Origin of the sequence: Novosphingobium sp., from assembly GCF_030696665.1 — a bacterium.
In the GTDB taxonomy this organism is placed as follows: Bacteria; Pseudomonadota; Alphaproteobacteria; order Sphingomonadales; family Sphingomonadaceae; genus Novosphingobium.
This window is the reverse complement of record NZ_JAUYRV010000010.1, coordinates 102,046-120,012: the sequence shown is the minus strand read 5'-3', so window position 1 is coordinate 120,012 and position 17,967 is coordinate 102,046. Positions and strand designations below refer to the sequence as shown.

The 17,967-nt window shown below is 61.8% G+C and carries 19 protein-coding genes and 1 pseudogene; 10 read left to right on the top strand and 10 right to left on the bottom strand.

The window, feature by feature from the left end; all coding sequences use genetic code 11:
- The 4 genes and pseudogenes from Q8R81_RS02320 to Q8R81_RS02305 form a co-directional block, all read left to right on the top strand.
- Positions 1-343, top strand: a 343-nt coding sequence (locus Q8R81_RS02320) for an EAL domain-containing protein (RefSeq protein ID WP_305615778.1), incomplete at its 5' end; no start/stop codon positions are given.
- A 205-nt stretch (positions 344-548) separates the two neighbouring features.
- Positions 549-1,427, top strand: coding sequence for a 2-dehydro-3-deoxygalactonokinase (locus Q8R81_RS02315; RefSeq protein WP_305615776.1), 879 nt, complete (start codon positions 549-551; stop codon positions 1,425-1,427).
- A complete protein-coding gene (locus Q8R81_RS02310; RefSeq protein ID WP_305615774.1) occupies positions 1,424-2,071 on the top strand; it encodes a 2-dehydro-3-deoxy-6-phosphogalactonate aldolase in 648 nt (215 codons plus the stop codon). Before Q8R81_RS02315 ends, Q8R81_RS02310 begins: the two co-directional genes overlap by 4 nt.
- Positions 2,072-2,133: 62 nt before the next feature.
- Positions 2,134-2,413 (top strand): annotated as a pseudogene (locus tag Q8R81_RS02305) (transposase); the annotation flags it as partial.
- A gap of 244 nt (positions 2,414-2,657) precedes the next feature.
- Here the strand turns inward: Q8R81_RS02305 and Q8R81_RS02300 are convergent.
- From Q8R81_RS02300 to Q8R81_RS02275, 6 genes are read right to left on the bottom strand one after another with little or no spacing between them, the layout of a single operon-like run.
- On the bottom strand, positions 2,658-4,121 hold the full coding sequence (locus Q8R81_RS02300) for an aldehyde dehydrogenase family protein (RefSeq protein WP_305615772.1): 1,464 nt from the start codon (positions 4,119-4,121) through the stop codon (positions 2,658-2,660).
- A gap of 59 nt (positions 4,122-4,180) precedes the next feature.
- Positions 4,181-5,494 carry a GMC family oxidoreductase gene (locus Q8R81_RS18340; RefSeq protein ID WP_371135290.1) on the bottom strand — a complete coding sequence of 438 codons (1,314 nt, stop codon included), beginning with the start codon at positions 5,492-5,494 and terminating at the stop codon, positions 4,181-4,183.
- Positions 5,469-5,774: an FAD-binding protein gene (locus tag Q8R81_RS18335; protein WP_371135289.1), complete on the bottom strand. Its 306-nt coding sequence runs from the start codon at positions 5,772-5,774 to the stop codon at positions 5,469-5,471. Before Q8R81_RS18335 ends, Q8R81_RS18340 begins: the two co-directional genes overlap by 26 nt.
- Position 5,775: 1 nt before the next feature.
- Positions 5,776-6,714: an SDR family oxidoreductase gene (locus tag Q8R81_RS02285; RefSeq protein WP_305615770.1), complete on the bottom strand. Its 939-nt coding sequence runs from the start codon at positions 6,712-6,714 to the stop codon at positions 5,776-5,778.
- Positions 6,711-7,400 (bottom strand): nuclear transport factor 2 family protein, encoded by a 690-nt coding sequence (locus tag Q8R81_RS02280; RefSeq protein ID WP_305615768.1) that lies wholly within the window; start codon positions 7,398-7,400, stop codon positions 6,711-6,713. The genes Q8R81_RS02285 and Q8R81_RS02280 overlap by 4 nt, the downstream gene beginning before the upstream one ends.
- The gene (locus tag Q8R81_RS02275) at positions 7,397-7,924 is read right to left on the bottom strand and encodes a 2,4'-dihydroxyacetophenone dioxygenase family protein (RefSeq protein WP_305615766.1); all 528 of its coding nucleotides are present in this window, start codon (positions 7,922-7,924) and stop codon (positions 7,397-7,399) included. The genes Q8R81_RS02280 and Q8R81_RS02275 overlap by 4 nt, the downstream gene beginning before the upstream one ends.
- Positions 7,925-8,305: 381 nt before the next feature.
- Here Q8R81_RS02275 and Q8R81_RS02270 point away from each other — a divergent pair, with 381 nt between their 5' ends.
- The 4 genes from Q8R81_RS02270 to Q8R81_RS02255 all read left to right on the top strand — a co-directional run bounded on the left by Q8R81_RS02270 (position 8,306) and on the right by Q8R81_RS02255 (position 11,666).
- Positions 8,306-9,814, top strand: coding sequence for an FAD-binding oxidoreductase (locus Q8R81_RS02270; protein WP_305615764.1), 1,509 nt, complete (start codon positions 8,306-8,308; stop codon positions 9,812-9,814).
- Positions 9,811-10,140, top strand: coding sequence for a cytochrome c (locus tag Q8R81_RS02265; RefSeq protein ID WP_305615762.1), 330 nt, complete (start codon positions 9,811-9,813; stop codon positions 10,138-10,140). Before Q8R81_RS02270 ends, Q8R81_RS02265 begins: the two co-directional genes overlap by 4 nt.
- A complete protein-coding gene (locus tag Q8R81_RS02260) occupies positions 10,137-10,514 on the top strand; it encodes a twin-arginine translocation signal domain-containing protein (RefSeq protein ID WP_305615760.1) in 378 nt (125 codons plus the stop codon). The genes Q8R81_RS02265 and Q8R81_RS02260 overlap by 4 nt, the downstream gene beginning before the upstream one ends.
- Positions 10,515-10,634: 120 nt before the next feature.
- On the top strand, positions 10,635-11,666 hold the full coding sequence (locus Q8R81_RS02255) for a LysR family transcriptional regulator (protein ID WP_305615758.1): 1,032 nt from the start codon (positions 10,635-10,637) through the stop codon (positions 11,664-11,666).
- Between the two features lie 4 nt (positions 11,667-11,670).
- On the opposite strand, the gene Q8R81_RS02250 is transcribed toward Q8R81_RS02255, so the two are convergent.
- The 3 genes from Q8R81_RS02250 to Q8R81_RS02240 all read right to left on the bottom strand — a co-directional run bounded on the left by Q8R81_RS02250 (position 11,671) and on the right by Q8R81_RS02240 (position 15,332).
- The gene (locus Q8R81_RS02250; RefSeq protein WP_305615756.1) at positions 11,671-12,057 is read right to left on the bottom strand and encodes a MarR family winged helix-turn-helix transcriptional regulator; all 387 of its coding nucleotides are present in this window, start codon (positions 12,055-12,057) and stop codon (positions 11,671-11,673) included.
- Between the two features lie 115 nt (positions 12,058-12,172).
- A complete protein-coding gene (locus tag Q8R81_RS02245) occupies positions 12,173-14,575 on the bottom strand; it encodes a TonB-dependent receptor (RefSeq protein ID WP_305615754.1) in 2,403 nt (800 codons plus the stop codon).
- Between the two features lie 292 nt (positions 14,576-14,867).
- On the bottom strand, positions 14,868-15,332 hold the full coding sequence (locus Q8R81_RS02240) for an Lrp/AsnC family transcriptional regulator (protein WP_305615752.1): 465 nt from the start codon (positions 15,330-15,332) through the stop codon (positions 14,868-14,870).
- 347 nt (positions 15,333-15,679) lie between these two features.
- Between Q8R81_RS02240 and Q8R81_RS02235 the strand changes: the two genes are divergently transcribed.
- The gene (locus tag Q8R81_RS02235) at positions 15,680-16,648 is read left to right on the top strand and encodes a bile acid:sodium symporter family protein (protein WP_305615750.1); all 969 of its coding nucleotides are present in this window, start codon (positions 15,680-15,682) and stop codon (positions 16,646-16,648) included.
- Positions 16,641-17,372 (top strand): hypothetical protein, encoded by a 732-nt coding sequence (locus Q8R81_RS02230; protein WP_305615748.1) that lies wholly within the window; start codon positions 16,641-16,643, stop codon positions 17,370-17,372. The genes Q8R81_RS02235 and Q8R81_RS02230 overlap by 8 nt, the downstream gene beginning before the upstream one ends.
- A 3-nt stretch (positions 17,373-17,375) precedes the next feature.
- Here Q8R81_RS02230 and Q8R81_RS02225 read toward each other — a convergent pair whose 3' ends face one another.
- The gene (locus Q8R81_RS02225; protein WP_305615747.1) at positions 17,376-17,936 is read right to left on the bottom strand and encodes a TetR family transcriptional regulator; all 561 of its coding nucleotides are present in this window, start codon (positions 17,934-17,936) and stop codon (positions 17,376-17,378) included.
- Positions 17,937-17,967 lie beyond the last annotated feature (31 nt).

The following is a 17,967-nucleotide window of genomic DNA, read 5'->3' as shown; positions in this document are numbered from 1 at the left end:
CGTGCGGGTGGCGCTGGACGATTTCGGCACCGGCTATTCCTCGCTCAGCTATTTGCGGTCATTCCCGTTCGACAAGATCAAGATTGATCAAAGCTTTGTCCGCGCGCTGGAAGACGGCGGCAGCGCCCATGCCATCGTGCGGGCCATCACCACGCTGGCCGAAGCGCTGGGGATGGAAACGCTGGCCGAAGGGGTGGAGACGCAGGAACTGTTCGATGCCCTGCAAAAGGAGGGCTGCGACATGATTCAGGGCTACCTGATCAGCCGTCCGGTGCCGGGCGAGGACGTGGCGCGGCTGATCGGTACGCTGCAACCGGCTGAGGCGCGTTTCGCGACGGCGTAATCGCGTAAGGCTGATCCCAGTCGCGCACGGGGCGATCCTGCACCTTTGCTTTTGTCTGACATATATGCTTATGGCCCTCTGCGTGAACGTTGAGGGCGGGCTATGCATTCCGCCTCTATTTTCGCTATGTCTGCCGCTGACCTCCATTATAACTCTGACAATGGGGTAGATTTCTGGGCTTGGTAAGATGGGGAGCGGTCAAGCCATGACAGAGACGATACCGGCCTTCATCGCCATAGATTGGGGCAGCACCAATCGTCGCGCCTATCTTGTCGATCAGGCGGGCCGGGTGCTGCGTGCCGAGCGCGAAGGCAAGGGCCTGCTGTCTGTGCCGGACGATGGTTTTGCCGCCGAGGTAGCAGCCATTCGCAGCCGTCTGGGCGATCTGCCGGCGGTGCTGGCAGGCATGGTGGGTTCGGCGCGCGGTTGGGCCAACGTGCCCTATGTGCGCACGCCTGCAGGAATCGATGATCTGGCGGCACACGTCTATTGGGTTGAGGCCGGGAGAACTGCGATCGTCCCCGGCCTGGCCGACCCTGCAGGAGACGTGATGCGCGGCGAAGAAGTGCAGTTCCTGGGGGCAGTTGCCGCCGGCCTCGCCCCGCCGGATGGCCTGCTGTGCCAGCCGGGAACGCACTGCAAATGGGCACGAATGGCGGACGGAAAAATCGCCTCGTTCAGCACGGCGATGACCGGCGAATTGTTTGGCCTGTTGCGCGATCACAGCCTTCTGGCCGATTTCCTGTCGGGCGATGTGCACGACGGGGAGGCGTTTCGCGCCGGTGCAGCAGCGGGCCTTCACGGAAGCCTGTCCACGCTGCTGTTCCGCATCCGCGCTGCGGCGCTGCTGGGAAGCCGTTCGGTTGAGGATAGCGCTGCCTATGCCTCGGGCGTGCTGATCGGCCATGATGTGGGCGGTGCGCAGCTTGAGCCGGGAGCAAATGTGCATGTGATTGCAGATGCGCACCTTGGCGCGCTTTATGCAGCCGCCCTTGCAGTTGCCGGGGCAAATACCACCCGCCTTGATAGCCATGATGCTTTCGTGGCCGGAATCCATCGCATCTGGAAAGCGAGTGCTGCATGACCGATCACCTTGCCGTCAACCCCTTGGCCAAACTCAACGCGGCGCTTGCGGTATGCCCGCTTGTAGCCATCCTGCGCGGCGTCTGCCCTGATGAGGTTGAGGCCGTGGGCGATGCGATTGTTGCGGCCGGCTTTTCGATGATCGAAGTGCCATTGAATTCACCGCAACCGCTGGATTCGATTGTGCGCCTTGCGCGGCGATATGGACCTGAAGTTTGCGTCGGCGCAGGCACCGTGTTGAGCGTTGCGGACGTGGCAGCCGTGCATGATGCGGGCGGAACCCTGATGGTCTCTCCCAATGTCAATCCCGCCGTTATCCGCGCGGCAACGGCGCGCGGCATGATTACGCTGCCTGGATTCTACACCCCGACCGAGGCTTTTGCGGCGATTGAGGCCGGGGCGACCGGGCTGAAGCTGTTTCCGGCCGAAGGGGCCAGTCCCGCCTATCTCAAAGCCATGCGCGCTGTCCTGCCTGCGGATCTGCCGCTGCTGGCCGTGGGCGGCGTGACACCGGCAAATCTGGCGGAGTGGATGGCGGCAGGCGCCCAAGGGGCCGGGCTTGGTTCGGCGCTTTACAAAGCCGGACTATCGGCCCGAGACGTGGCCATCCGCGCACAGGTGTTCGTCGCTGCAGCACGTGACTGACCGAGGCCAAGCGTCCCAAACGCCGAGGGTTATGTGATTCAGTCTCCGCGAGGAGACTGAGCATGAGCGACCTGTATTGGCTGACAGCAGATGGGGCGTCTGTCGCCGTATTTTCCCAAGAGCCACGGCAGACCCCGCGTTGATGACCGGCGGGTGCTGAGCGGGATCATATTCGTCAACCGGAACGGCCTGCGGTGGCGGTATGCGCCCAGAGAATACGGGCCGCACAAGGCATTGTATAACCGCTGGAAACGGTGTGGCGGAACGGGCGTGTTCACTCGGATGATGGAAAGCCTGTCCGCCCAGAAGGCCGATCCGCAGACCGTCATGATTGACGCGACCTAGCTCAAGACCCACCGCACGGTTGGGGCAGAAAAGGGGATCTTGGGCGCCTGCCGTTGCGACCTGAATATGTGAAGGCTATGCTGATCCGATAGGGCAGGTCGATGCCGCGATCGAACAGCAGATTGGCAACATTCCGCAGGCTCGGTCGAAGCGTGAATGCATCATGTTTACGCGACGGATCGCCGCAATCGCTCTGATCACACCCACTTGCCCACGACGGCCAGTCCGCGCCCGTTGACCATCACAGGATGAGCGACTTCAATTCGGTATAGCCCGCAAGCCCTTCGCGCCCGCCTTCCCGGCCCAGCCCGGATCGCTTGAACCCGCCGAAGGGCAAGGCCGTGTCGAACCGGAAGGCATTGTGCGCGATAGTGCCCGCGCGCATGCCGCGCATCACGCGCATGGCTGCGTCATCATCATCGGTGAACACCGCGCCGTACAGGCCGAAATCCGAGGCGTTGGCGATGGCGATGGCATCGTCGATACCGTCGTGAGTCAATACGGCAAGTACAGGCCCGAATACTTCCTCGCGCGCGAGGCGCATGGCCGGATCCACATCGGCAAACAGCGTCGGTTCGAAATAGAACCCGCGATCGAGGTGCTTCGGCCGTCCGCCGCCCGTCACCAGCCGGGCACCTTCGGCACAGGCGATGCCGACGTACTCCTCCACCCGGTCACGCTGCCGCCCGATGGCAAGCGGCCCCATCTGCGTGGCCGGATCGCGCGGGCTGCCGACCGTGATGGCGCGCATCGCAGCTTCGACCGCCGCCACGAACTCGGCCTTGCGTGCAACCGGCACGATCGCGCGGCTCAAGGTGGCGCAAATCTGCCCTGCCGACATCGTGATCGTCTGCGCGAGCATGCGCGCGGCGCTTTCGATGTCGTAATCGTCGAGCACAATGGCGGCCGATTTTCCACCGAGTTCCAGCGTGCACCGCGCAATGCGCGCGCCACACACCGAAGCGATCCGCGCGCCTGCTCCGACCGACCCGGTGAAGCTGACCTTGTCCACCCCGGCATTATTGACCAGGTGATCGGACACATCCCGATGCGCTGTAGTCAGGTTGATCACGCCCGGCGGCAGGCCCGCAGCTTCGGCTGCTTCGGCCAGGATATAGGCCTCTATCGGGGTTTCGGGCGCAGGCTTCATCACCACGGTGCACCCTGCCAGCAGCGCAGGAGCGATCTTGCCGGTCATGATGCCGTAGGGGTTGTTCCAAGGCGCGATGGCCGCCACCACGCCAACGGGATCGCGCAGAACCATGCCCCGCCCCGGTCCATCGAGCAAGGCGCGCTCCTCCTGCCAGGGGAAGGTGTCGGCCATGTCGGCATAGACGCCGAACCATGCGGTGCCGCCGCCAATCACGAACGGTGCGACCGCCGCAAGCGCACCGATCTGTTCGACCCAGGCATCGGCCAGATCGGGTTCGCGGCGTTGCAGTTCCGCCTGCATCGCGCGCAGATAGCCCGCGCGTTCGGTGGGTGTCAGGCGCGGCCACGGACCGTGGTCGAATGCTTCACGGGCAGCGGCAACCGCTGCATCAACGTCCGCTTCTGCCGCTTCCGCAACGCTGGCGATGACCACTTCTGCCGACGCTGAAATCACGTCAATCAAACGGCCAGACGACGCTTCCACCCAGCGCCCGGCGATGAACAGCCGGTCTGGGTGGCGAAGGTCTGGCGTGCGGATCGTGTCGAAGCTCATGGGGTACTCCAGTGCTCCCGTGCAGGGGAGCGGTGCTAGGAAATGGCAGGGTGGTGCGATCAGGCAATGGCGCGCAGCAGGTGGTCGCTCGCCTTTTCACCGATCATCATCACGGTCGCATTGGTGTTGCCGATGGGCAGCGATGGCATAACGGATGCATCGACCACCCACAGCCCTTCGACGCCGCGGACGCGCAGTTCAGGATCGACCACCGACGCGGCATCCGAGCCCATCCGGCAGGTCCCGACGGGGTGATAGAGCGGGACCGCTGCCTGGATAACGAAAGCGCGCAAGGCGGCCCCGGTGACATCCGGGCCGGGGCGCAGTTCCGCCTCGATCGATGCGGCAATGGGTGCCTGGGCCAGGATCTCGCGTCCGATCTCTATTGCGCGGGCCAAGCGCTCTACATCGTCCTCGGCAGCCAGCAACCGGTGCGTGATTACGGGAGGATCTTCTGGCCGGGAGGAACGCAAGGTGATCCGCCCGCGCGCCTTGGGCCGGCCAACGCTGACCGTGACGCTCACCGCAGGCCGGTCAAGCAGGATGGCGCGGCCCTGTGCGCTGAATTCAAAGGCAAAGGCAGTGAGCGAAATCTGGACATCGGGTATCTCTTCAGCCGCCGACGAGTGCGCGAACGCTTGCGCATGGCACATAGACGAAGTGATCGCCCCGCGCCGCCGGAACAGGAAGTCAAATGTCTGCCCAACGGCGGCCAGCCCGCGAATATCGCTGTTGATCGTGCGCGTATGGGTGGCGGCAATCAGGTGAGTACCGACGTGTTCCTGCAGATTGCTGCCCACTTCGGGGCTGTCCACTATACAGGCGATGCCGTGGCGCTGCAATTCGTCTGCCGGGCCAATACCCGATAGCATGAGCAGGCGCGGCGTGTTCAGCGTGCCTGCGGACAGCACCACGCCCTTGCGCGCGCGCAGCGTTGTTTCGGTCCCTTGGCGGCGCACGACGATACCGGTCGCGCGGCCTTGTTCGATCACCACACGCAAGACTTCGGTTTCGGTCATCACGCGGCGCGTGGTCCGGCCCAGTTTGCCGCGCAAATATCCGCTCGCCGCACTACAGCGGAGCCCGCCGCGTTGCGTGGCTTGCGAAAAATCGGTGCCTTCGCCGGACTTTTCGCCATTGTGATCGCGGTTGCGCGGGATGCCGAATGCCGCCGCCGCATCGACAAACTGGCCGATGACCGGATAGCTGACGCGGTTGTCGCTGACCGAAATCGGACCGGAATCACCGCGCCATGCGTCTCCGCCCCGGCTGTTGGTTTCCATCCGCCGAAAATAGGGCAGAACGTCGTCATAGGCCCAGCCGGTGGCACCCAGTTCGGCCCAGCGATCATAATCGCGGCGGTGCCCGCGCACATAGATCATCCCGTTGATGGCGCTTCCGCCGCCGAGCTGCAGGCCAGATGTCCTGTCGTCCGCCGATGGTATCATCGGGTTCGGCGGTGATGCCCTGGTCATAGTCCGGGTTGTTAACGACGGCGACGGTCAGCGCGGGCACCAGCGTGCGCAGATCGGTGTCGGGTTTGCCCGCTTCGATCAGCAGCGTATCAACGCCCGCATCGGCCAGCCGCCCCGCCAGCGCGCACCCGGCCGAGCCGCCACCGACAATGATGATATCAGCATCGAACCGGGTCATGTCAGCGTCCCGCCCCTTCGGCGACCAGTGCGCGCAGATCGTCCTGACGGCTCAGCGCAAAATCGCGGAACGATTGCGCGGGCGTGCCGGTCAGCAGTTCGACATCGCGGGATTCGATATCGAACCAACCATCGCGAATCCCCACTTCCATCGACACGATATCGTCGCTCGACCACGGGATTGCATCTACGCTGTGATCGGGCACGGCCTCACGCGGAACGCCCATCGCATCGAAAAAGGCATAGCGCTCCTCAGGCGTCACATCGACCCAGCGGATCGGAAAGTCCGCGACCTCGGCAATGATCTGTGAAATGGCGCGATAGGTCAGGCATTCCGGGCCGGTGATATTGAACGTGCGGTTGGCGGTATCGGGCGCGAGAAGCGCGAAGGCGGCGCTGCGGATGCAATCATCGCGCGTGACCACGGGCATGCGGCCTTCGCGCGTCGCGCCTTGCCACTCGCCCGTGCGCAACGGCACGCGCGGCGCGGCTTCGACGAGCGCATCGGCATATTGCGCGTTGCGCAACGATGTCCACACGAGGCCGGACTGGCGCAGCGCCTGTTCGGTGCCGCGATGATCGACCACGGCGAGCGACGGGTTGTCTGGTTCCTTGCCGATGTACGAGGTGTAAACCACATGACCCACACCGGCTTCTCGCGCCGCCTCGATTGCGCGGGTATGCTGCGGAATACGGAAGCCGACTTTCAGCGCGCTGATCATCAGCATCCGGTCTGCGCCGTGCAGGCCTTCGCTCATGCTGTCGTAGTCGTCGAAATCGGCCTTGTGGACTTGCGCGCCGGCGGCCGCGAACGAAGCCAGCTTGTCCGGGCTGCGGCTCAGCAGGATCAGGTCGCTGGCAGGCACACCTTGCGCGAGCAGGTGATGAACGACACCCTGACCGAACGGACCGGATGCACCGGTGATGGCATAACGGGTCACCGTGCGCCCTCCGCTGGATCGGAAGCAGGCACACGCAGGGCATAGCCCTTGACCGGGTGCGTGAAGTGCCACGGCGCAAACTGGCGGCCCAGTCCCGGATCGTCGGGCAGGCTCGGCTGATCGGGCGGGAACGCTTCGCTTGGCGGCGCGGAATGGAACCAGATCTTTTCACGCGGGAGCAGGGTATAAAACGTCATAGCAACGCCTAGCCCCTTGATCTTCCACACGCCGTCTTCGCGGACATATTCGTTTTCGTAGATGGCTTCGGCCAGCAGGAAGAACTCGGTCGTGGGCGGCGAATTGCCCTGCACTTGCGCGCGTGCCCGCGATCGCGCGGTCATTGCGCCCGGTTCGACCGTGATCAGCGGCTGCATCTGGACGTGATTGATCACCTCGTCGCGCAGCAGGCCCCAGCGGCCATCGCCCAGCACGTCCAGCAGGAACGAATGGATGCGGGCCTTGCCGAAATAACGCCCGCGCTGGCCGATTTCCATCCACGGCTCATCATCGCAAAACAGATCGACCATTTCGTCGAACATGCGATTGTCCATGAAATAGCCATAGGCATACTGCAGCCGCTCGATCGCCTCGCGGTCTTCCTGATGGGCGACGGCAGCACTAAGCTCGGCGATGCGGTCATCCTGCGCGGCAAGGCGGCGTTCAAGCGCGTCGATGCGGTCGGTCATCGTGATGCCTCCTGCGCGGTCATCAACGGACTGTAGGCCATGCGTCCACCCAGCGGCAGTGCAGCAGGCACCGGATCGCCTTGTTCGTGCAACCGCTGCGCATATTCGTCGATCACGCTGCCGGCGTCGGTAACGCCGATGACGGTGCCTGCTTCATCAAGGTGGATCATCGCGCCATAGAGGATGAACAGAATCTCGGTCCAATCAGCGGCATCGTCGGCGATCTTCAGCGTGTGGACCGTGCCCGGCGGTTCGAACAGATAGGACCCGGCGACATTATCCGGGCTGTCCGGGTATTCGAGGTACGTCCACTTGCCGCTGAAGGTATAGGCATGGACTTCGCCGGTGTGCTTGTGCGGCACGATCTGCAGGCCCGGACGGAACCGCATGCGCACAGCATAGCGCCCGCCTTCGATATCGGACATCAGCAGCTTCAGTTCGATGGCCGGATTGCCGGACCAGTTCTGCGCCCAAGGCAGACCGATGCTGTCGCTATGGAAGGATTCACCGCCGGTGCTGGTCATATCAGATCTATCCTCGTCCTATCGGTCCGGACAGCATCCCTGACGTGGGTGCCATCTTCGTCATCCCGACAGTTGGAAGATAGGACAGCAACGCCCATCCGAAGAATGTGGAAACGACCGATCAGGTGAAAGGATTTAACCTTTCACTTTTGCGGAGCATAGTGGCCTTGGCCACGGCTTTTTCCCCGCTAGCGATATAGATAAATCTATATATATCATTGGGTTACGCCAACGACGAATCCCCCAGATACTCCGCCAGCTGTCAATCTGCCTTAATCACCCTGCGGCTGCACCATGCGGTACGGCCGATGACGGCGATTGACAGGACCCGGCCGGGATTTGACAAGATGCGACAATTCCAAAACAAAATGGCTGGAGAGCATGGCTGACATTCTACTACCGCCAGGTACGTCCCCGGCTGATTTCAGAAGCTTCCTGAAGTCGTGCGAAGCCGCCGTGGGGGCTGAATGGGTCAAATCCTCGCCTCAGGATGTGCTCCCCTATGGCCACGTGGCGATGCCGTTCGACGACGATGATCACATGCCGTCTGCCGCAATTTGCCCGTCATCGATCGAGGAAGTGAAGGCGGTTGTGGCCATCGCCAACCGCTTGCGCGTGCCGCTGTGGCCAACCTCTACCGGGCGCAACATCGGCTACGGATCATCGTCCGTGGCCGATCGCGGAACCGTTGTCCTCGACCTGCGGCGGATGAACCGGATCACCGATTTCGACCCGGAGCTTGGCACCGTAGTGGTGGAGCCGGGCGTGACCTACCACCAGTTGCAGGAGTTCATTAAAACCACCGGGTACGATTTTTGGCTCGATTTTCCAGGGCCCGGACCGATCGTTTCGCCCATCGGCAATACGCTCGAACGTGGACACGGGGTGACCCCCTATGGCGATCACTTCGCCCATAGCTGCGGTTTCGAGGTACTCTTGTCGGACGGAACCCTGTTTCGCACCGGGCTTGGCGGTGTGGCCGACACCACCAGTTGGCAGGCGTTTCGCTATGGCTATGGGCCGACCCTGGACGGCATTTTCACCCAGTCCAACTTTGGCATCGTGACCAAGATGGGCCTGTGGCTGATGCCTGCCCCTGCGGCACACAAAACGGTGATCGCGCACTGGCCCGATCCCTCGGACATCGTCCGGCTGACCGATACGGTGCGCGGATTGCGGCTCGACGGCACGATCCAGACCGAAGGCGTGCTTGGCAATGCCGGCATCTTTCTGGCCGCGACCCGGCGCAAGGCAGAGGTCTATGATGGGCCGGGCGCGATCCCGCAGGAAATGGCCGTCGCGGAATTGAAGAAGATGGGCCTTGGCGCTTGGAACTATGTGTTCACGCTTTATGGCCGGCCAGACCGGGTCGAGGCCGATTGGCAGGAGGCCAGGGCGCGGCTCGAAGCGGCGGGGGCAACGCTGATCCCCGATGCTAAGGACGAGCAGCAAATCAACGAATTGACGCTGAAATCCTTTGCCCTGTTCAACTGGATCGGTGGCGGCGGACTGACCTGGTGCGCACCTGTTTCGCCGATGCGAGGGACTGACATGCAACGTCAGCTGGAACTGGCACGGTCCATCACCGACCGCCACGGCGTGGATTTCATGGTGGGCACCGCCTTTGGCGAACGAGCGGCACTCAATGTCATGCCGCTGACCTATGATCGGGCGGACAAGGCGCAGATGGCGCGCGTCAGGGCGTGCTATACCGAAATGGTGGATGCGATGGCCGGGGCGGGCTTTGGCATGTACCGCACGTCGGTCGGCTTCATGGATCAGGTGGCGAGCCTGCATGGCCAAGCCAATCTCGATATCAATCGCCGGATCAAGCGGGCGCTGGACCCGAGCGGAATCATCGCCCCCGGCAAATCGGGTATCCGGGTATGAAAACGTCGTCGCTGGTCGCGGCTGTGGCCTTGGTCGTAACGCCGGTTTTGGCCTTGCCGGTATTTGCCCAGAAGCCGCCACTCAAGGCATCGGCGCACAAACCGGACGCCATCTGGCGCGCAACATGCGGCTATTGTCACGGCAGCGTGCCCGGTGCGCCGGAATTGCGGGGGATCGGCCTGTCCGAAGAAGCCGTGGTGACCGTCGCACGGCAAGGCGCGCCAGGTATGCCGGTTTTCCACGCGAGCGAGATCAGCGATGCAGACTTGCGTGTACTGGCGCGATGGATCGCCAAGCAGCCCACGCCCGTGAAGGCCGCGCCATGATCCACCGGCGCGAATTCCTGCGCGCGGGCGCGGCAGCCACCGCCGCAGCATCCTTGCCCCGTGCCGCGCTGGCACGGCCAATGCCAGCGACCTTCGACATTGTTGAAGTGGACATGGTCCGCGGTGCCCCGGGTCTCCCGGCAAAGCTGCGGATCGAAACCGGCGCGTTCCTGACCCCCTTGGATGCCCGGCGCCCGGGCGGTGCCCGACTGACCGCGCTGCTTTCTCCGGCTAATGCCGTACTGCTTGCGGAATATGTGCGTTTCGAGCCTGGAGTCAGGCTTGACGATCAACCCTTCCCGGCGTCCGACCTGCCACCGCACCTGAGTATTCGGCCCGATGCGCGGCTGCTGACGGTACAATGGACAGTCTGACCCGAACACCCACTGCCATTGCGCCAAGTGGTGGTTGGGTTTAGGCTTCGTGAGCGATCTGCCCGCATGTGAAGCGGACCGGCGCCTGAGGGGACGATCCGGGTGCAGTGCCACATAACCTTGCGCCAGCTCGAAATACTTCTGCTCGTCATCGAACACAGCAGCTTCCGCAAGGCTGCTGCCGCACTGGGCCTTTCGCCAGTCGCGGTGGGCGAACATATACGTGCTCTGGAAGATCGCCTGCGCGTATCTCTGTTCCACCGTCGCCGTGGCGGGTCGCCTCTGCTTACGCCTGCCGGTGAACTGGCAGCAGAACGCGCGCGAGCCGTAATCGCCGCCGTCAATCACCTCGAGGCCGACCTGCTACCGCTTTCGACAAAGTCCCACTGGCGCATTGGCCTTGCACCCTATGTCAGTCGCAACCTGCTGGGCCGTGTCGCCGAATTGCGCAAACGCTATTCCGATCGCACCATCACGACGGATATATGTGACAGGGAATCCGGCGCGATCACTGCAATGGTCGCAAGCGGTGAGTTCGACATCGCCATCACCATTACCGATAGTGCCGATGTGGAGAGCCATGAAGGTGTGGTGCGCAAGGACATCATCATCGACGAACCTCTGGCAGTGTTCGTATCGCAATCGCACCCGCTGGCCGGCAGGCGCGGCGTTACGGCCGCCGACCTTGCCCATTTTTCGAATGCGACGCTGACCATCGCTCATCCGTTGCGTCATGTGACGGATGCATCGCTGAAGGCCTGCGAGCTAGGCGACGTACGCCATGCCGTCGAAACCGATGATTACAGCGAGATTCTGGCGTCAGTCAGCCGTTCCCACAGCTTTGCGTGCATGTTCGCTGAAAGCGGACGCGCCGATACGATCGCCCACCGACTGATCATGCTCGATCTGGCATTTGCCCTCCCGGCTCCGCAAGTTGTAATGTTGATCAACGAAACCTCGGTCTTCGACCGACAACTGCGGCTTGCAGCAGAATATCTGGCCAATCACTATCGGTCGGAGGCCGGAACACAACGACGGTCAAAAAGCCTGGCCGCCCGCGACGGCCTCCCACGCCGACCGGAATCCGGAGCATCGCTCTTTGCCGGGCGATCGGAGCAGGCGCCGCCGCCCGCTTCCGGAGGCCTGTGTTGAGATTTCAGCGCAGACAGGCCAAGCCGTCCAAAATCAACAGGCTTGAACTGGCACCAAGTTGCGCCCGGACTGCGGCTTCGTGCGCGTCAATCACGGTAAGGGCCTTGCTCAGGACCACTCCTCCGGCAGCAGTAAGGTAAATACCCCGACGGCGTTTGTCGTCCACGGCAAATACCGGTTCGAGCCAGCGCAGGGCGATCAGGCGCTTGGCACACTGGCTTAACGTTGCTGGAGTGATGCCAAGCGAGGCAGCCAGTTCCGCTTGCGTTGCGCCGGGATGGCTATCGACCAGCCAAAGCACAATCGCCTCACGCGGGGTAAGCCGGTGTGCGGCAAGCTGCTTTTGCAATCGCGCTGTCAAGGTTGCACCGGCAATGCCCAGCTGCAGCACCAGGTGATTTTTCAATCCGGCCGGTCGTACGCTCGTCCATTCGTCTATCGACGCCATATCGAGTGCATTTCGAGAAAAGTCGGGCGGGAGCGCATTGGCGCCCCCGCCCTTCACATCAGAACTTCTTCTTGACCGAGACCGCCCACTCACGCGGCCTTCCAGGCAGACCTGAAATAACGCCGGCTCCTGCACCGGACAGGTCGAACTTGGATAGGAAGTAGTATTCGTTGAACAGGTTGGTGACTTCGAGCGAGATGTCGATGTCCCTGTCGGCATTGCGCCAGGTCAAGCGCGCATTGGTGAGCGTATAGGCCTCGGCAGTCGAGAACAGCGCCGATGGCGAACCTGCCGCTGGTATCGTTGCCGTTCCGGCGATCGCTCCCTGGCGCGACACGTCGATGCGCGGCGTGAGTGAACCTGCAGAGCCGAGTTGCGCCTCATACTGCGCACCGATGCTCCACTGCGATTTCGATACACCACGCGGCGGCGCGACAAGCTGGCTGACGAGCGCCGGATCGGACGAACAGCCCGTGGTTGCGCCTGCCGGGTTCACGACTGCCGGTACGACGCACTTCCACTTCCAGTCCAGGAACGAGGCCGATGCATCGATCTGCAACCCTTCGACAGGACGGATGGCGAGTTCGAACTCGATGCCCTTGACGTCGGCATCGCCAGCATTCTGCGGCACAGCGCAGGGGCCGGGACCACCAAACTGCGGGCAGGAGAGCAAGGTCAGCTGCGCATCCTTGAACTTGTTGAAGTAAGCCGAAACGTTGAAGCGGACCTTGCGATCGAGGAGATCGGTCTTGAGGCCAAGTTCAAACGCGGTAAGCTTTTCCGGGCCGAACGGCACTGCCTGAGCGGCGTTGAAGGGGCGCGGCGCGATGCCGCCACCCTTGAAGCCGGTCGATACCGTGCCATAGGCCAGAATTTGCGGCGAGAAGCGGTAGTCGACGCTGGCGCGATAATCGAACCTGTTGCCCGAATAGCTGCCCGTGCGACCAGACAAGGCCGTTCCGTTAGGACCGGAATAACCGATACCATTGGCCGCCCCGACCGGATCGAGGAACCCGTTGATCGTCTTGCCATCCAGATTGAAGCGGAAGAACGTATAATCCTTGGATTCATGCGTATAGCGACCGCCCAGCGTGAGCGTGAGCGCCTCGGTCGGGTGAATGATCGCGGTTGCGAACGCAGCCTTTGACTTCGAGCGGACCGGGTCGTTGCCGATAAACTGCAGCGGGAACAGCGGCAGCGGGCCGGTCGGCAAGGCGATCGCGACATAGCGAATGTCCTGCAACGTATAATACGTCGTCTTTTCATCCGAGATGTAGCCACCCAATGTCAGGTCTGCGATCGTGCCGATCTTGGCATTGAGGCGCAGTTCCTGGCTGGCGAACCAGCTGTCGAGTTCACTGATTCCGAAACCGACGTTGGCAGGCGACAGATCGGTATCCGAACTGAAGCTCGTGTCGAATTCACGATAGGCGGTGATCGACTGGACTTGCAGATCGTCGTTCAGCTTGAAGTCGGCGTTAAGAGCAAAGCCCCAGCCTTTGTATTCCGTCCGGCCGTCGCTGCTGACTGCCGGCAGGGGCAGGCCCTGCAGCGGCGGAATGGCACCGGCAACGAACGTCCCGGCCGTCGAACCGGTCGTGGCATAGTTGCAGAAGTTGCCGCAGATGAAGCGTGAGTCGTACGGCACCCCGTTGCTGGTCTGCACGTTGGGATTGCTGTTATCACCATACAGCAGCACTTCGGCCGAATTGTTGCGGCTATCGCGGTTATAGTCACCGCTGACCATGATATCGACCGCATCGGACGGATTGTAGCGCAAGAGGCCGCGCAACGCCTTGTAGCCGACATCGCCCTGCTTGCTGACGACGCAATTGGTTCCGCCGGCACGCGTCGGGACGCCGCTGGTCGGGTTGGCGCAACCGTAATCGATGTTCTTTACGTAGCCTTCCTGGTCGGCGAATGTGCCGGACAAGCGACCGAACAGACCCTCGGCGAGCTTGAAATCCGCGCTTGCACGCAGGTTAATGCGGTTGCGGCTGCCGTATGTCGCCGAGACATAGCCGCCGCCTTCACCGGTGGGACGACGCGAGATGAACCTGATCGCTCCGCCTTCGGAATTGCGGCCGGTCAGCGTACCCTGCGGCCCGCGCAACACTTCGATGCGCTCGACGTCAAGCAGGTCGAAGTTCGCACCGGTCAGGCGCGGATAATAGACGTCATCGATATAAAGGCCGACGCCCGGCTCGAGCGCGGGGTTGAAATCGATCTGCCCCATGCCGCGGATCGTCGCCGAGATCGATGGACCAAAAGCAGCGGTCGTCGGACGCAGCACAACGCTCGGTGCCTGGTTGGCAACTTCGGTCAGGCTCGACTGGCTGCGCGCTTCAAGCATCTCGGCATCGACTGCGGTAATCGCGATCGGTGTGTCCTGGAGCTTTTGCTCGCGAAACTGCGCCGTAACCACGATTTCGGCTACGCCCTGTGTATCTTCTGCAGACATTTGCTGCGCAGCATCTTGCGCAAACGCCGATGTCGAGAGCGCAACGATTGAAAGACCCGCGCTCAAAGCGGCACGCGTGAGATTCCTCGACCTGTAGCTTGGCATATCCACATCCCTCCCTGTTTTACCGAGCATTTTTTCGGCGCCACGCACCGGCATGCTCTGGTTATGATGTATAACATACGACCCAGGTCATTTCCAACCTAAATACGCACAGATTTACGCGGAAAAGGTAACAATTGTGAGAAAATGACCCGCAGCATTTCTGAATGTGACCGGCTGGCAGCAGCCTTCAGGAAATTGGCAAACTGGTAGTGTCCTTGATTGCTTCGAGTACGAAACTGGATCGCATATCCTGCACCCCCGGAAGGCGCAGCAATACGTTCTGGGCGAGCGCAGAATAAGCCGTCATGTCCTGCGCCACCACGGTCAACAGGAAATCGAACTGTCCCGCTGTAAGATAGCATCCGATGATCGACGGTTCGCGCCGCACCGCATCCTTGAACAGATCGACAATCGACGCTTCGTTGATCTGGGGGACCTTGACCTCGACAAAAGCCATGATGCCAAGACCCAGTTTCTCGCGATCCAGGATTGCTGCATATCGGGCAATGACGCCACTGTCCTCCAGTTGCTTGAGGCGACGCAAGCACGGACTGGGCGACATGCCGATCTGCTCGGCAAGGGCCACATTCGGCATTCGACCGTCGGCCTGAAGGATGCTGAGGATTTTCTTGTCTGAATTCGAAAAGGTCATGAAGTCGCAATCCTTCACTACAGGCAGTCACGTGATGACGACTTATACGATATATTCGACCGAAACGGCAGGAAATCGTTGGCGTAAGCGGGTGATCTGGTGCGAACGATAATAGGGAAGTGTGGGCGGCGCGCATGATCGTAGAGGCAGGGATCTGACGATGGTGGACACCGGGACCATCGATTTGTGCCGTGGCAGGCAAGACGCGATTGCCGAAGCATCATTTCAGCGCGATCCGGCTGATCTGGACGCGATGTGACCTTATTCGACGATTTTGGCGTCATATAAGGTCAGAAATGCCCATGAATTCCTGATAAATCAAGCATCGACTGGTTCTGGAGTTCTGCATGCTTCGACGGCTTTTGCCCGATCCGTTTATCGTTGCGCTCGTCGCCGCCGTCATCTTGGCAACGGTACTGCCGGCGACCGGCCTTGCCGCGCAAGGGGTGGCCGCGCTTTCGATCGCAATGGTCGTGATGCTCTTCTTTTTCGTCGGAGCAAAATTGTCGCGTGCCTCGATCGCCGAGGGCATCGCGCACTGGCGCCTGCATCTGGTGATCCTGGCGAGCACGTTCGTGCTGTTCCCGCTGCTTGCGCTGGCATTGTCAAAGGCACTGGCAGGCGCGTTCTCACCAGCTTTGTGGACCGGTATTTTCTTCCTCGCTGCACTTCCATCGACCGTGCAGTCGTCGATCGCGCTGACCTCGATCGCGCGTGGCAACGTGGCGGCTGCGGTTGCTGCAGCATCGGTATCGCAGCTTCTGGGCATTTTCCTTGCGCCGGCGATCTTCAGCTTGCTGGCGGGCGTTAACGGCGGGCAGGTATCCCCATCCGCAGTGGGCAAGATCGCGCTTGAAATCTTCGTTCCGTTCATCGCCGGACATCTTGCGCGTCCGTGGATTGCGGACTGGGTGGCGCGCCACAAGGCACTCATCGCGCTGACCGATCGCGGCACGATCCTGGTCGCAGTCTACGCCGCGTTTTCGGCGGCCGTGCTGGAAGGCATCTGGCACCGACTGCCACTGGGCGACCTGCTCAAGCTGGGCGCGCTTTGTGCCGTTATCCTGACCGTAGCCTTGTCGTTTACCTATGGTCTGGCCCGGGCGCTTGGATTCAACCGCGAGGACCGCATTGCCATTGTGTTTTGCGGTACCAAGAAGTCGCTGGTGCAAGGCGTGCCGATGGCGCGGGTACTGTTCAGCGGACCCGACCTCGGCCTGATACTTCTGCCGATCATGATCTTTCACCAGATGCAGTTGATGGTGTGTTCCGCCATCGCCCGCCGCTTTGCCGCAGGAGTATCCCCGGATGCATGAAGAAAAACCGCTTCCGCAGGCGGGCCGTGAACGGATGATCCTGAACGCGCCGGTGGGCCGGATCGGGCTTGGCGAAAGCGATCCCGAGCCGGAAATGCTGCGGCGCCTGAACCCCAAGACGGTGTTCATGATGGGCGACAACCCGGCACTTCCCCGAATGCCGGACAAGCCGCGCCTGCTCGATTTCTTCCGCTTTCGCTTTAACGACATCACGATCCGGCACTTGCTGACCAGCGCGGAACGCGCACTGGCGGCCGGCATGGACGAAAAGATCGTGTTGGCGGTCCTGCTCCACGATATGTCCAATGGCTGCCTGATCCGATCGGATCACGGCTATTGGGGTGCACAGATGATTGCCCCTTATGTCGACGAGGAAGTCGCATTTGCGGTAAAATACCACCAATGCCTGCGCTATTTCGCGGATGCAGAGGCAGATTATGCCTATCCTGCAAGCTATGACAGCTTCTTCGGACCCGATTACCAGCCGCCCGAATATATTCGTCGGGACGCGCAATTTGCCCGCAATCACCGCTGGTACATGTCAGCGCGTCTGGTCACCAAGTACGACATCTATTTCTTCGACGATCTGCCGCCGGTCGATCCGGAAATCTTCACAGACATCATCGGACGGAATTTCCGCGAGCCGGACGAGGGACTGGGGTTCGACGGATCGCCGGTCGCGCACATGTGGCGGACCATGATCTGGCCCAACAATTTCCTGTAATGGCTAAGCGGTCCGGATATTCGACAGACCCCGCGCCACTGCATTGAGCGCAGAATCGAACGCCAGTTCGGGATCTGCGCTGCCGACCATGATCGTGTCGAGCCGACGGTTGCCCTCGAACAACGACCAGCCCAGCGTAAAGGAATTGATCGTCGATTGGGCCAGGCGGGCCTCGGCCGCCGTCATGCCGCCTGCCACCAGATGCGCGTCGATCAGTTCGGCCAGTTCGTTTGCCATTGCCTCGGTCGGCGCGACATAGGCGATCAGACGTGCAGAATCGCGCCTTTGCAGGTGGCTTCGGCGCAACGCCCTGCCAAGATCAACCAGCCATTCGCGGCCCTGCAGGGTGAAGTCGACCTCGGCCAGAACTTCGCGCAGCAAGGCTTCCGCCATGAGGCCATAGAGCTCCGCGCGGTTTTTCACGTACCAGTAGAGCGCTGGAGTCTGCACGCCGAACACATCGGCAATCTTGCGCAGGCTCAGGGTTTCGAAGCCCTCCGCCTGAAGGATGGCAAGGCCTGCCTCGCGAATGGCGGCAGTATCGAGGGTCGGCTTTTTCTCCATCGGCGCCCTATCCACCGGCTCGCGATCTAAC